Below are 13,553 nucleotides of genomic sequence, written 5' to 3'. Positions count from 1 at the left end.
GGCAGCTCCTCAGTACAAAGCGGTATTTTACAATTACAAATTGGTTTTTGGCCATTTCTCCGGCATCTTGAGTTACCTCAGGCCGTAAAAAGAACACTTTTCGACCTGAGTATTCCTTTCCACACTTACCCCACGAGCTATGAACACCAAATCTGCCAATCGCACAAACTCCACTGAAACGCCCGTTTTAAAGCGTCCGCGGGGCTTTGCCGCCATGGACCCCGCCACCCAGCGCCGCATTGCCAGCGAGGGCGGCCGCGCCTCGCACCAGAGCGGTCGGGGTCATCGTTTTACCTCAGAAGAAGCCCGGGCTGCTGGCCGTAAGGGGGGCCAAGCAAGCCGCGGCCGCGGCACGCAGGGCACTGCCGCTGAATAAGCTTACCACTGAGGACAACGACGGAGCTGGTTTTACCAGCTCCGTCGCTTTTATAGCGCCGCTCCGGCATCGGGCTTCCGATGCCGGAGCGGCGTTTGCCGTGGGGGCTACCCCGCCGCGGGGTGGGCCGTATATTGCCGCTCCTAGCCGTTCTGTACCTGCCACCCTGTTTGCCTTGCCATGCTCCAGCTCCGCCTTTCCCGCCGCGTGTTGCACTTTAATTTTCCGGCCCGGACTTCCCGCGGAGCCCTTACCGAGCATGTAGCGCACTACCTGCACCTGCACGACTCGGCCGAGCCTCAGGTGGAAGGCCTGGGCGAAGCAGCCCCGTTGGCTGGCCTCAGCCCCGACTACCGCCCCGATTTTGAAGCTACTCTGGAAGGATTCGTGCGGGAGTTCAACCGCCGCCAACTCCGGGAGCTGTTACCCGAGGAAGCCGCCGAACTGGTAGGCCCCGAGTGGCCCGCGCTACGCTTCGCCCTGGAAACGGCTGTCCTCGACCTGCAGCACGGCGGCCGCCACTTGCTCTACAACACGGCCTTTAGCCGGGGCGAGGCTGGCATACCCATCAACGGCCTGATTTGGATGGGTGAGGCGGCTTTTATGCGCGAGCAGATCGAAAAAAAGCTGACCGAAGGCTACACCTGCCTGAAGCTTAAAATTGGCAGCCTCGACTTCGCCACGGAGCTAGACTTGCTGCGGGAAATACGGATGGTAGCGGGGCCCGAGCGCCTGACCCTGCGTGTGGACGCCAACGGCGCATTTGCCCCACCGAAGCCCTGCACAAGCTGGAACAGTTGGCCCGCTTCGAGCTGCACTCCATTGAGCAGCCCATCCGGGCCGGGCAGTGGGCCGCCATGCGCGAGGTGTGCCGCCACTCGCCGGTGCCCGTAGCCCTGGACGAGGAGCTGATTGGCCTGACGGAAGCCGACCAGCAGGAAGCCTTGCTAGAACAAACCCGCCCCGCCTACCTGATTCTGAAGCCTACCCTGGTTGGTGGCCTCCAAGCCAGCCAAACTTGGGCCGCCCGGGCCCAGGCTCAGGGCATTGGGTGGTGGCTTACCTCGGCCCTGGAGTCGAACGTGGGGCTGAACGCCGTGAGCCAGCTGGCTAGCAGCTGCGCCCAGCCCGGTTTTCCGCAGGGATTGGGCACCGGCCAGTTGTATCATAACAATGTGGCCGCGCCCCTGCGCATTCAGGAGGGCCAGCTCTATTACAATCCGCGGGGCGTGTGGGAGAGGCCAGAAGGCTGAGTTTTTGTTGACAACAAAGCCTAGGTAGCGGGTGCACGGAATAGGATTTTTGGTTAACTTACCAGGCCCACCTTCCCACCCCTATGTTCGTGTTAGTCTGCGCTTTTCTGCTGTTTTCGGGCCGCGCTCGGGCGGTAGGAATCCGTATGCTGCTGGCCCTGGTACTGGGGTGCTGCTTGAGCGCCGAACCGGTGCGGGCCCAGTCTGCCTCGTTTCACTTGGCGGGCAAGCAGAAGCACCGGGTTCATGTACCCTTCCTGTTGCAACGCAACCTGATGGTGCTACAAATCTGGCTGAACAACAAAGGGCCCTTCAACTTTGTGCTGGACACGGGCATCAACACCTCCCTGATAACCGATCCGCGTTTGGGCCAGGAGTTGAACCTATCGGTGGGCCGGCGCTTCCTGGTTGCCGGGGCCGGGGAGGAAAATCCGCTGGAGGCGTTTCACATACCGGCCGTGGCTGTGCGCCTGCCGGGCAAGGCAGAAGCGCCGGCCCTGCCCTTTCTGATGCTCTCCGATGATGTGCTGAACCTGTCCGGCTACGTGGGCATCCCCATTCACGGCCTGTTGGGCTCCGACGTTTTTCAGAGCTTTGTGGTGGAGGTAAACCCCGCCGAAGAACTAATTACCCTGCACAACCCAGCCTCCTTTCGCGCCCCGCGCGGCCGGCGCTGGGCCCGCATCCCCCTGGACATGGAGGGGCGCAAACCCTACGTTACGCTGCCCGTCCAGTTGAATGATTCCCTGAGTCTACCCCTAAAGCTGGTACTCGACACCGGCGCCGGCCACGCCCTGTCGGTTGAAACCACCTCCGACGCGCGCCTGGCCGTGCCGCCTACCCGGTTGCGCACCCAACTCGGGCGCGGGCTCAACGGCAATATCAACGGGTATTTGGGGCGCGTACCGGCCCTGCAACTGGGGCGCTACCGGGTGCCGGCCCTGTTAACTTCCTTTCCTGACGCGGCTGATGTAGCCATGCGGGCCGATGTACCCCGCAATGGCAACCTGGGGTTTGAACTGCTTAAGCGCTTTACCGTCATCATTGATTACGCCCACAACCAGCTGCTGCTCCGCCCCAACCTCACCTTCCGCGACCCGTTTGAGCACGACATGTGCGGGTTTGAGGTGCTAGCGACGGGCCCAAATTACCGGCAATACCGCGTGCTGCGCGTAGATGCGAGCGGCCCGGCGGCTGAGGCCGGCATTCGGCCCGGCGACGAAATTTTGTCCATTAATCTGCTGCCCAGTGATGCCATCAGCTTAACCCAGCTGAGCCGGCTCCTGCATTCAGCCGACGGCCGCACCCTCTTATTTGTGGTGCGTCGCTCCACCGGCGACCTGTTCACGACGGCCGTACGCCTGAAACGGCAGATCTAGCGCGGCCCAGCCCAGCAACTCCCGGCGCAGAACCAAAACCCAGCTATTTGGGCTGGAGCGCAGCCATCTGCCCCGGCGGGGCGTAAACGCTCCGGAGCCAGCCCGCTGCACGCGTCGGCTTCGCTCGTCAAAATCCGTACATTAGAAGCTGCCCCATTCCGGTTGCTTTCCCACGCCCGCCCATTTCTTCCGCATGGCTTACCCCTTGTCTGCCGCGCAGCTTCAGGTGCCACCCGCCATCCAGGCGAATCAGCATATCTACTCTGATTATTTCGACGAAAATTTCGTGGAAACCCTGGACCGCAACATTCTTCAGCTGCTCGACCGGGTCTGGTTTCGCTCGAAACTGGTGGGGTTCGAGAATTTCCCGCAGCGCAACCGGCCCGACCGGCCCCTGATTTTTGCCTCCAACCACTCCGGTATGGCTTTCCCCTGGGATGCCATGGTAGCCTTGTCGCACCTGTGGCGCCGCCTACCCAACCTCTCCGATTTACCCCGGCCCCTGTCGGCGCCCATGCTCTCCCAATCGGTACTGATGAATCCGTTTCTGGTGAAAAACTTCTGGAAGAAGTGCGGCTGTGTGGATGCTACTACGCTCAACTTCGAGACGATGATGTACTACCAGAAGCATAACCTGATGCTCTATCCCGAGGGAGTGGCGGGCATCGGCAAGGGCTTCAACCGCAAGTATCAGCTGCAGCGCCTAGCTACCAGCATCGTGCGCCTGGGCATTGAGCACCGCACCGATATTGTGCCCTTTTACACCATCAATGGCGAGTACCTGAATCCTCACGCCTACAGCTGGGATTGGGTGAACCGGCTAAGCAAGAAAATTGGTATTCCCTTTATCCCGATGGGACCAATTCTGCTACTGGTGCTGCTGCAGCCGTGGTTTTTTTACATGGCGTTTCCCGCCAAACTCACCTTTGTGCTGGGGCAGCGCATCCGGCCCTACGAGCTGACGAACAAGGCTACCCCGAGCTAACCCGCCCCGAATACGAAGAGCTGTCGGGCCAGATTCGGGACCGGATGCAGACGGAGCTGGACGCCGCCGTGCAGCAATACGGGCAGCAGCCCTACCGCTGGGCCGAGCTGTGGCAGCGCATCAAGGAGAACTGGCGCTACTTCCCGTTTTTCCTGCCCTGGGCCTGGCCGGCGCTGTTTCGGGAGTTTGAGCGCCAGTACGTGCACAACGGCCGCCGCGACTTCACCCTGGATTTGCGCAGGCCCGGTGCCTACTGGCGCATGCTGTGGCGCAATCCGTTCACCCTCACCTTCTTTATTCCCGTATTAGGGTGGATTCCCATTGCCATTCGCGGCTACAAAGGCCACCGAATCGGGAAAAGCCAACCTGCCAAGTGAATGGGCACCTGCTCCCACGTCTGGGCCACCCTTGTAATGAGCACAAGTTGGTTCTGCGTCGGGCGGGCCACGTAATCTGACGGGGGCTACCTCACTACCTAATCGTTCGTTATTCAATGCCCTCCACGCAGCATGTACTTTTAAAGCAACTTCTTACCGCCGCCACGGGGCCACTAGCCCGGCGCCGGCCGGGACTGGCAGCTATGCGTCTGGCCCTGGAAGTTGCCTCCTTGGGTCAGCTCATGCCCTGGAACGTGTTTCTTAAAGATGCAGACGTGGACGGCATGGCCGCCGAATGGATACAGCCGGCCGAAGCTACGCCGGGGCGGGTACTGCTGTACCTGCACGGCGGCGGCTACGTGCTGGGTTCCCTGAACACGCACCGGGCCCTAATCGGGGCTTTGGCCCAGCAGTGCGGGGTTAACGCCTTGGCCATCAACTACCGCAAGGCCCCTGAATACCCTTTTCCAGCGGCCCTCGACGACGCCCAGCTAGCTTACCGCTGGCTGCTGAATCAAGGCTACGCCGCCACTGACATTATTGTGGCCGGCGACTCGGCCGGGGGCGGCTTGGCGCTGGCCCTGCTATTGGCCTTGCGAGCCAACCAGGAACCCCTGCCTGCCGCCGCCGTTGGCCTTTCCCCTGGACCGATTTGGTGCTGCCAACTAGTGTGCTTCGGCGCGTGTGTCAGGAGGAAAGCCAGGTGCTGGAAGCCTTGGAAATCAGGGGATGGGGTCCGCTTTATGCGGCAGCCGCGTCTCTTGCGCATCCGTTGGTGTCGCCGGTGCGGGCTGAACTGCACGGCCTACCCCCGTTGCTCATCCAGATTTCCGACGCTGAGGTGCTGGGCGACGACGTACTCCGGTTTGTGCAAAAGGCGCGTGCGGCCGGCTCGCCCGTAACCCTGCAGGTGTTCGAGGGACTGGTGCACTGGTGGCATTTGTTCTGGCGCTTTCTGCCCGAGGCCCGCGTCGCCCTGCGCCGGGTAGCCGATTTCACCCATCAGGTGTGGGCGGCACCCGAAGTGGCCAAGGCGGCGTAAATGCTACCTCTGGCCCGGCACTACAACTGCCCGCTACCTTGCTGCCAGTCCAGCATTGCCAGGGGAGGAGTGGTAAAAGATGGCCCCGGCCACGATGTTGTACCTCCGGTTTTTGCGTATTCTCTTCATTCTCACCCTCATTTTCTAACTCCTTAGTTCTATGGAAGATCTGTTTAAGAAGTTCATCAATGCTGGCGTGGGCCTCGTTTCGCTCACCAACGACCGGGTGCAGAGCACCATCGACAAGCTGGTGCAGGATAGCAAACTCTCGGAGCAGGAGGGCGCCAAAATCATGGACGAGCTGAAGAAAAATACCGATACCAAGCGGCAGGAGCTGGAAAAGCAGTTTCAAGGCCTGGCTTCCCGCCTGATGAAAACCGCCGGCGTTGCGACCAATGCCGACGTGGAAGAATTGAAGCGCACGGTGAAAGGCGGCTCGAAGTCGAAGGCCGCGGGTGCTTCTGACGACGCGGCCGCTACCTCACCCGCGGCCGGTAAGGTTAGCTCCACTTCCGTGAAGGCTACCACCACGGCCGCAAAAACCGCAGCGGCCGTGAAAGCCACCAGCGCCAAAAGCGGTAACACCACCAGCAAGCCCAAGAAAGCAAGCACCCCGGAAAGCAAGGAAGAAAAGGCCAACAAAACGGCCGCCAAGAAAGCCATTTCGCCCAACGACAACACCTCAAGCAGCGGCAGCCAGCTCTCGTAGCTGATCGGCCAAACGCTCATCTGAAAACCCCGGTCATGCAGCATGGCTGGGGTTTTTATCTTTCTTCGTCGGAGGCTGGGTGTATCAACTCTCCGCCGCTAACCTAGTACTTTGGCGGTGGCAGCGGGTTGTAGTAGCTGCCAGGCTTGCTCATTTTGCGCTTCATGTTCAAAAACACCATTTCCAACCTCACGCGCATCCGGCAGGTGGCCGAAGTGCTCATTCGCTACGGTTTTGAGGATGTGGTAACCAGCACGGCCCTCCGGCGACTGGTGCCGCCGGGCCGGCGCCGCTCGTGGCAGGAAGGAGAGCAGGCCGTGTTTGAAACCACACGCTGGCAGCGCATTCGCATGATTATCGAGGAGCTGGGGCCTACCTTTATCAAGCTGGCCCAGGCCCTGAGCAACCGCGCCGACCTGCTACCCCAGCCCCTCATCGACGAGTTTGAGAAGCTGCAAAGCAACGTGCCGCCGTTTCCGGTAGCTCAGGCCCGCCAGATTATTGAGCAGGAGCTAGGTTGCCCGCTGGAAGAGGTGTTTACGGAGTTTGATGAGGTGCCCTTGGGCTCGGCCAGCATTGGGCAGGTGCACGGAGCCCGCCTGCTGTCCGGCGAGCGGGTAGTGGTGAAAGTGCAGCGCCCCGACGTACAGGAAAAAGTGCGCACCGACCTAAGTTTGCTGCACGAGCTGGTGCGCCTGACGGCCCCATTTCTGCGCCGCCAGGGCCTGAACAATCCCCAGGACATTGTAGATGCCTTCGAGCGGAGCATGACCAAGGAGCTGGACTACACCTCCGAGGCGCGCAGCATGGAGCAGTTCCGCAAGCTCTACGAGGACTATGACACGTTCTACATCCCGCGGCCCTACCGGGAGCTAAGCACTAACCGCATCCTGGTAATTGAGTTCGTGAGCGGCTGCAAGATTACCGACAAACCGCAGCTGCTGGAGTGGGGCCTGAGTCCGGAGAAAGTGGCCGAAACCGGCATGGACATCTACCTGACCCAGATTTTCGAATTTGGTGCCTTTCACGCCGATCCGCACCCCGGCAACGTGCTGGTGCGCCCTGATGGTACCCTGGTACTCATCGACTTCGGCATGGTTGGGCGCCTGACCAAGCAGCAGAAGTATGCCTTTGCCGGCGTATTCATCGGCATGGCCCGCCAGGATGCGCGCGGCATGGCCCTGAACTTCCGCCGCCTGGCCCTAACCTCGGAAATCCCCGATATGCGCGCCTTCGAGGCTGATTTGGCCCAACTAATCGAGGATTTTGCGACCCTCGATGTCAAGGAAATGAGCATGTCGGACCTGGCCGACTCCCTGCAAGGCGTCATTTACCGCTACAAGCTGCAGGTGCCCGGCGCCGTGTTTTTAATTCTGCGGGCCCTCGTGATTCTGGAAGGCATTGGCAAGGTGCTGCACCCGCGCTTCAATACCTTCGAGTTCGTGCGGCCTTATGGCACGCGCATCATTGCCGAGCAGTATTCGGCCGAAAACATCCAGAACGAGGCCCTGTACACCGGTACCCAACTGCTGGCCCTACTGCAAACCCTACCCACCGACGTCCGGCAAATCATGCGCAAAATCTCCCGCGGCGACCTGCGGGTGCGCGTGGAGCTGAGCGGCTACCAACTGCTCCTGCGCAAAGCTGACCAGCTAGTCAGCCGGGGAATTTTGGCGGCCGTAGCCGTAGCCATGATTGTGTTTGCCGGCCTGAGCTTGCTGGGCCGCTACCCCGCCTCCATGCCCTACCACCGCGGCCTACCGGTAGTTACGTGGTACAGCCTGGGAGTAGCCGCTTTCCTGCTCCTCATTCTGTTTATTCTGGGTACCAAGAACGAGCGGCGTGGAGAGTAGAAGTGTCTACATAGGCTACTTCCGGAACCAAGTATAGCCCAGCTGCAGGCCAATTATGTGCAGACCGGATAATATATAGTGCTGGTAAGTAGCGGCCATCCGCATTTCATGATGTGTGCCTATCGGAACAATAGTACCAGTAGTGAAACCGACGTGTATTTTAGCACCACCGGATTCTTGGTGTACATCACTGGTTTGCAAGGAAGCCGGATTAGTAAGATGCTGCTTTACTTCTGTTTCTGAGTTGAGATTGTAGGTTCCACCTGTTCCTATCCCCAGAAGTAAGGCTGGGCGGGAAGGCCGGCCAAAGCGTTTTCCTGCCGTAACATTTATATCCAGCAGCTTATACCGATTAATATCTTGTCTATAAGCTGCTTCTGGAAAGGCATAACGGTAAACAGAAGTTTTGTCCGATAAGTAAAAATAACTTCCGCTCAGCGTGGTCTGCAGTCCATTGGCCCGCACGTTCACCCACTCCAGTCCAAGCTGGTAGCCCTGACCGTTGGCCGATTGCCCATCTCCTTTTCCTCTGTAGCGGCTATATAGAGGCATCATCCGCAGCCCCAGGCCACTGCGCCACACGGAAGACCTAGGGTTTGTGCTGGTACCCGGCCTCCACTGAGGATTCATGCACTGATTAAACTCCATCAGCACCTGGCGTACATTGCGCTCCGTAAAGCTTAGCTGCAGTATACGATTACTAGAAGGATCGAAAGTAGCGCAACCACGTAGGTAGCGGTTCACTAGAACGTGCCAGTTTGTAGCGGTGAGTTCTTGAAGTGTATCGGCACCGGGGGACAGGAGCAGCAAGCCTGTTTCATCAGAGTAGGAGTAAACGCTGGCTGATCCTACTTGCAGTGGCAGCACGAAATACACTGAATCGACCCCGGAGGCCAGATGCACTACCCGCGGCAGAATAGCGGGTTGATTACGCAGCCCGTAGCCGCGCACCTGCCTGGCCTGGAACAGTTGCGGCACCCGGCTCCTGGAAGTATACAGGGCAATCTGCTGCTCATTCTGCTGCTCTACTACCGTGCCCAATAAAGTATCGCCAGTGAGTGTGAGCACGTAACCGGGTAGCCCCTGACCGTGGGCGGATGCTGTGACAAAGAATAGGGAAAATAGGAAAGCGTAGATTAGACGCATCGGGTAGGAAAACAGGGAAAAGAATAGTCTGCTAAGACAAAACACTATAGAAAAAGCCTGAGCTACATAGCTCAGGCTTTCCGGGTACAATACTAGTTGAAGACGAGCCTACTTTAGCTGCATGTCATCAATAATGGACTGAATTTTTTCGCCGGCGAGGCGGTCGGCCAGGTCATAGTCCACGGCGGAGGCCAGGGGCTGGCGCACGCTGAAGTAGAACTTGATTTTGGGCTCGGTGCCGCTGGGGCGGGCCGATATTTTGCTGCCGTCTTCCAAGATGAACTGGAGCACGTTGGAGCTTTCCAGGCCGGTTTCAGTTTCCAGGTTGGTGCGCAGGTCGCGGATGCGGCCGGTTTTGTAGTCGCGCAGCTCTACCACGGGTTGGCCGGCAATGGTGCGGGGCGGGTTAGCGCGCAACTCGCGCATCATTTCCTGAATTTCCTCGGCTCCACGCTGGCCCTTTTTGGTTAAGGAAATCAGGTGCTCCTTATAGAAGCCATAGGTGGCGTACATGTGCACCATCTCCTCGTATAAGGTGTGGCCGTGGTCCTTGGCAACGGCAGCCATTTCGGCTAGTAGGGCGCAAGCAGAAATAGCGTCTTTGTCGCGCACGAAGGAGCCAATCATGTAGCCGTAGCTTTCCTCGCCGCCCCCAATGTAGTTCTGCTGACCTTCTAGGTCGCGGATGATGCCGGCAATGTACTTGAAGCCCGTCAGGGTCTGGTAGGCCTGCACGCCGTGGGCACGGGCAATGTCGCCGAGCACGTCGCTGGTTACAATGGTATAGACGATGAAGTCCTGCTCAGTCATTTTGCCGGCCTGTTTGCGGGCCGAAAGCAGGTAGTGCGTCAGCAGAGCAGCGGTTTGGTTACCGTTCACTAGCACCCACTCGCCCTTGTTGTCTTTCACGGCAATACCCACGCGGTCCGAGTCGGGGTCAGTAGCCAATACTAGGTCCGCATCGAGGGCTTTGGCCTGGTCCAGGGCCATTTGCATAGCCACTTTTTCCTCTGGGTTCGGTGACTGTACTGTGGGGAAGTTACCATCGGGCGTGGCCTGGGCTTCTACTACGTGCACGTTGGTGAAGCCAAGCTGGGCCAGGGCCTTGGGTACCAGCGTGATACCCGTGCCATGCAAGGGCGTGTACACAATCTTCAGGTCGTGCTGACGCTGGATGGCGGTTGGGTTGATGCTCAACTCTTTCACCTTGGCCAAGTAAGCAGCATCCAGTTCGGCTCCAATCAGGTGAATCCGGGAAGAGTCAGCCTGAAAGCGCACTTCACTAACTGACTGGATAGCTTCTACTTCCCGGATGATGTTCTTGTCGTGCGGAGCCACTACCTGGGCGCCGTCGTTCCAGTACACCTTGAAGCCATTGTACTCCTTGGGGTTGTGCGAGGCCGTGACCACGCAGCCGCTCTGGCAACCTAGCTGGCGAATAGCAAACGACAACTCGGGGGTAGGGCGGAGGGCCTCAAACAGATACACCGTAATGCCGTTGGCCGAGAAAATGTCGGCGGCAATGCGGGCAAACTCCGGGCTGTTGTTGCGCGAGTCGTGGGCTATAGCCACCTTTATTTCCTGGCCAGGGAAGCTCTGAAGCAGGTAGTTGCTCAGGCCCTGGGTAGCCATGCCCAGGGTGTAGCGGTTCATGCGGTTGGAGCCGGGGCCCATGATGCCGCGCAAACCGCCGGTACCAAATTCGAGGTTGCGGTAGAAGGCGTCGGAAAGGAAATCCTCCTGATTTTCTGCCAGCATTTGGCGAATGGCCGACTGGGTTTCGGCGTCGTAGCTACCCGTAAGCCAGGTATTGATTTTCTCGTGAATGTCAGGCGTTAGGGCCATACGCGGGAAGGGTTGAACGGTAGGATTCGAATAACGGGAGTAAAGAAAACAGGTTTCCCGTGGTGTTGGGCATAGGTAATCAAACTTCCCGCATAAAGCACCCAAGAGCTAGCAGTTGATCCTTGGCTAGAAATAGTTGAACCTGAGCAAGGTTAAGTTCGGCGTTAGACTCAGTTTTCCGCGCGCAGATATAACCTTTGCGTCATCGGGCTCCAAAGCCGTTCAAGTAAAAGCAGAAAGCCCCGGCGCTACCAGTACCGGGCTTTCTGCTTTACTTTGACAATATATTTTACAGGTTACCGCGCAGGGCTTGCTCCCGCTCAATGGCTTCGAACAGGGCCTTGAAGTTGCCTTTGCCGAAGCTTTTGGCGCCTTTGCGCTGAATGATTTCGTAGAACACCGTCGGGCGGTCTTCCACGGGCTTCGTGAAGATTTGCAGCAGGTAACCTTCCTCGTCGCGGTCCACGAGCAGGTTAAGGGCTTTGATGCTTTCCAAATCTTCGTCGATGGCTCCAATGCGGTCCAGCAGGTCCTCGTAGTAGGCGCCCGGCACGGTCAGGAACTCCACGCCGCGGCGGCGCAGCTCGGTTACCGTGGCCCGAATGTCGTTGGTGGCAATAGCAATATGCTGCACCCCGGGCGAGTGGTAGTAGTCGAGGTACTCCTCAATCTGCGACTTTTTCTTGCCCTCGGCGGGCTCATTGATAGGGAATTTCACGTAGCCGTTGCCGTTGCTGACTACCTTCGACATCAGGGCCGAGTACTCCGTGCTAATGTCGTCGTCGTCGAAGGTTAGCAGCAACTTAAAGCCCATAACGTCTTCGTAGAACTTCACCCACTGGTTCATTTCGCCCCAGCCTACGTTGCCTACGCAATGGTCCACGTGCAGCAAACCCACTGCGGCACCCTGGGGCACAGTGCTGGTTCTGGCCACGAAACCGGGCATAAACGCGCCGCGGTAGTTGCTACGCTCCACAAAGGTGTGAATGGTTTCGCCGTAGGTATAAATGCCCGACAGCGTCACGGAGCCGTTTTCGTCCTCAATGGTGTAGGGCTCGAAGGCGGGCTTGGCTCCGCGCTTCGTGGTTTCCTCGAAGGATTTACGGGCATCGTCTACCCACAGGGCCATTACCTTTACCCCGTCGCCGTGCTGGGCTACGTGGCGCGTGATGTCGGAGTCGGGCAGCAGGGAGGTGGTAAGTACGAAGCGGATTTTGTTTTGCTGGAGCACGTAGCTGGCCCGGTCGCGCGCCCCAGTTTCGGGACCGGCGTAGGCCACCAACTCAAAGCCAAACGCGGCCTGGTAGTAATAAGCCGACTGCTTGGCATTACCGACGTAAAACTCGACGTAATCGGTGCCATTGAGGGGCAAAAAGTCCTGGGCGGGATGGGCCTGAACGGCCGGGGAGGTCATAGTTTCCATGGGCGGAACGGATTGAGTAGCGGGTGGATGGGGTTACCTGGGTAAAAATACTGGTTTAGGTTAAATCATTCCCTTTCGGCTGAATAGAGCGGGTAGCGGTGGTAACAGATGGCGTACCGGCGTCCTTAAATACGCAGGTTTAAAGATGAGCAGCTGCACCCGGTTAGGACATTCTTCGTAGAATTGGGACGAAAGCCGGATTCCCTATACGAAACTGCCGAATCCTCTTCACCTTTGTAGCCTTAACCCCTTGCTTTACCCTTATGAATCCGGAAGAGCTGAACCGCGCCCTCGTGGCCCTCATCGAGAAGAAAGCCGAGCTGCACAAGCTCACGTATGATGATGCCCGCTACGATGACGTAGAAGAAGAGCTGCACGACCTGGAAGACGACTTCAACGACGAATACGGCGCTTTCCTGGAAGCAGCCCTGGAAAAAGTCCACACCGACTTGGGTTCCGACACCGATGTGCTGCTGCCAACCGCCTACCTGCCCGCCAACACCAGCGGTACGCCCTCGCCCAAGGAAGGCGTCTGGATTGACTCCGAGAAATACTCCGGCAAAGAGGCCCGCCTAACCCTGGTGCCCAACCCCACGCGCCTCGTAATAACGGTTGGTAAAGCCGTGCAGCAGGAAGTCTGGAAAGCCTAAGGCTCAATAGAAAATAAAGAATGAGGAATGAAGAGTGAGAAAGTGGCTACCCCGCCGCACCTCACTTCTTGTTCCTCATTTTTCATTCCTGAGTATTCATCAAACAACGTGTTATACCGCATTGCCGAACCCGCCGACTGGCAGCAGGCTCAGCAAACAGGCTTGTTTGTTAGCCCTGATTTAGCGGCCGAAGGATTTATTCATAGCTCGGAGCGCCATCAGATTCTAGCCACGGCCCGCCGCTACTACCCCGGCCGCACTGATTTATGGTTGTTAGAGTGGGACGAGGTGGCCTTGCGTAGTGCCGGTGTGCGCGTAGAACGGGAGTGGGTCAAAAGCCGGCAACAGCACTTTGCGCACGTATTCGAGCCTGTGCCCCTGGCCGCCGTACGGCGGGTGTGGGCGCTACGACCCGATACGGCCGGCGAATTTCAGCTACCCCCGGAGCTGGCGCAGTGAGAGTTGGAATTATTGTTGCTATTAGAAAATGCTATATAGGACGGAAGTGATTCTTT

At 58.5% G+C, this 13,553-nt stretch carries 11 protein-coding genes and 2 pseudogenes; 10 read left to right on the top strand and 3 right to left on the bottom strand.

Going from position 1 to position 13,553, the window contains the following annotated elements; all coding sequences use genetic code 11:
- The first annotated feature begins 139 nt into the window (after nucleotides 1-139).
- The 8 genes and pseudogenes from MUN84_RS04110 (at nucleotide 140) to MUN84_RS04070 (ending at nucleotide 7,974) form a co-directional block, all read left to right on the top strand.
- Nucleotides 140-376, top strand: a complete 237-nt coding sequence (locus tag MUN84_RS04110; RefSeq protein ID WP_244696769.1) for a KGG domain-containing protein — start codon at nucleotides 140-142, stop codon at nucleotides 374-376.
- 180 nt (nucleotides 377-556) lie between these two features.
- Nucleotides 557-1,629: pseudogene (locus MUN84_RS04105) on the top strand (o-succinylbenzoate synthase).
- 83 nt (nucleotides 1,630-1,712) lie between these two features.
- A complete protein-coding gene (locus tag MUN84_RS04100) occupies nucleotides 1,713-3,008 on the top strand; it encodes an aspartyl protease family protein (RefSeq protein ID WP_244696768.1) in 1,296 nt (431 codons plus the stop codon).
- Nucleotides 3,009-3,201: 193 nt separating this feature from the next.
- Nucleotides 3,202-3,993, top strand: coding sequence for a hypothetical protein (locus MUN84_RS04095; protein ID WP_244696767.1), 792 nt, complete (start codon nucleotides 3,202-3,204; stop codon nucleotides 3,991-3,993).
- Nucleotides 3,897-4,370: a hypothetical protein gene (locus MUN84_RS04090; RefSeq protein WP_244696766.1), complete on the top strand. Its 474-nt coding sequence runs from the start codon at nucleotides 3,897-3,899 to the stop codon at nucleotides 4,368-4,370. Before MUN84_RS04095 ends, MUN84_RS04090 begins: the two co-directional genes overlap by 97 nt.
- A gap of 116 nt (nucleotides 4,371-4,486) precedes the next feature.
- A pseudogene (locus tag MUN84_RS24410) lies at nucleotides 4,487-5,412 on the top strand (alpha/beta hydrolase).
- A 160-nt stretch (nucleotides 5,413-5,572) separates the two neighbouring features.
- Nucleotides 5,573-6,121, top strand: coding sequence for a phasin family protein (locus tag MUN84_RS04075; protein WP_244696764.1), 549 nt, complete (start codon nucleotides 5,573-5,575; stop codon nucleotides 6,119-6,121).
- Between the two features lie 164 nt (nucleotides 6,122-6,285).
- Nucleotides 6,286-7,974 (top strand): ABC1 kinase family protein, encoded by a 1,689-nt coding sequence (locus MUN84_RS04070; RefSeq protein ID WP_244696763.1) that lies wholly within the window; start codon nucleotides 6,286-6,288, stop codon nucleotides 7,972-7,974.
- A gap of 15 nt (nucleotides 7,975-7,989) precedes the next feature.
- On the opposite strand, the gene MUN84_RS04065 is transcribed toward MUN84_RS04070, so the two are convergent.
- The 3 genes from MUN84_RS04065 to hppD all read right to left on the bottom strand — a co-directional run bounded on the left by MUN84_RS04065 (nucleotide 7,990) and on the right by hppD (nucleotide 12,388).
- On the bottom strand, nucleotides 7,990-9,120 hold the full coding sequence (locus MUN84_RS04065; protein WP_244696762.1) for a hypothetical protein: 1,131 nt from the start codon (nucleotides 9,118-9,120) through the stop codon (nucleotides 7,990-7,992).
- 108 nt (nucleotides 9,121-9,228) lie between these two features.
- Complete coding sequence (locus tag MUN84_RS04060; protein ID WP_244696761.1) at nucleotides 9,229-10,965, bottom strand: phospho-sugar mutase; 1,737 nt, start codon at nucleotides 10,963-10,965, stop codon at nucleotides 9,229-9,231.
- A 289-nt stretch (nucleotides 10,966-11,254) separates the two neighbouring features.
- Nucleotides 11,255-12,388 (bottom strand): 4-hydroxyphenylpyruvate dioxygenase, encoded by a 1,134-nt coding sequence (gene hppD / locus MUN84_RS04055; protein ID WP_244696760.1) that lies wholly within the window; start codon nucleotides 12,386-12,388, stop codon nucleotides 11,255-11,257.
- Between the two features lie 263 nt (nucleotides 12,389-12,651).
- On the opposite strand from hppD, the gene MUN84_RS04050 reads away from it, so the two are divergent.
- Both MUN84_RS04050 and MUN84_RS04045 read left to right on the top strand, forming a co-directional pair.
- On the top strand, nucleotides 12,652-13,038 hold the full coding sequence (locus MUN84_RS04050; RefSeq protein WP_244696759.1) for a hypothetical protein: 387 nt from the start codon (nucleotides 12,652-12,654) through the stop codon (nucleotides 13,036-13,038).
- Between the two features lie 108 nt (nucleotides 13,039-13,146).
- Nucleotides 13,147-13,497, top strand: a complete 351-nt coding sequence (locus tag MUN84_RS04045) for a DUF952 domain-containing protein (RefSeq protein WP_244696758.1) — start codon at nucleotides 13,147-13,149, stop codon at nucleotides 13,495-13,497.
- The last annotated feature ends 56 nt before the right edge of the window (nucleotides 13,498-13,553 follow it).

Origin of the sequence: Hymenobacter sp. 5516J-16, from assembly GCF_022919335.1 — a bacterium.
In the GTDB taxonomy this organism is placed as follows: domain Bacteria; phylum Bacteroidota; class Bacteroidia; order Cytophagales; family Hymenobacteraceae; genus Hymenobacter; species Hymenobacter sublimis.
This window is presented reverse-complemented; position numbering and strand designations above follow the sequence as displayed.

Excerpts from the sequence above, each read along its gene's own strand:
- MUN84_RS04110 (WP_244696769.1), top strand. The coding sequence starts at position 140 with ATGAACACCAAATCTGCCAATCGCACAAACTCCACTGAAACGCCCGTT.
- MUN84_RS04100 (WP_244696768.1), top strand. The coding sequence starts at position 1,713 with ATGTTCGTGTTAGTCTGCGCTTTTCTGCTGTTTTCGGGCCGCGCTCGG.
- MUN84_RS04095 (WP_244696767.1), top strand. The coding sequence starts at position 3,202 with ATGGCTTACCCCTTGTCTGCCGCGCAGCTTCAGGTGCCACCCGCCATC.
- MUN84_RS04075 (WP_244696764.1), top strand. The coding sequence starts at position 5,573 with ATGGAAGATCTGTTTAAGAAGTTCATCAATGCTGGCGTGGGCCTCGTT.
- MUN84_RS04070 (WP_244696763.1), top strand. The coding sequence starts at position 6,286 with ATGTTCAAAAACACCATTTCCAACCTCACGCGCATCCGGCAGGTGGCC.
- MUN84_RS04065 (WP_244696762.1), bottom strand. The coding sequence starts at position 9,120 with ATGCGTCTAATCTACGCTTTCCTATTTTCCCTATTCTTTGTCACAGCA.
- MUN84_RS04060 (WP_244696761.1), bottom strand. The coding sequence starts at position 10,965 with ATGGCCCTAACGCCTGACATTCACGAGAAAATCAATACCTGGCTTACG.
- hppD (WP_244696760.1), bottom strand. The coding sequence starts at position 12,388 with ATGGAAACTATGACCTCCCCGGCCGTTCAGGCCCATCCCGCCCAGGAC.
- MUN84_RS04050 (WP_244696759.1), top strand. The coding sequence starts at position 12,652 with ATGAATCCGGAAGAGCTGAACCGCGCCCTCGTGGCCCTCATCGAGAAG.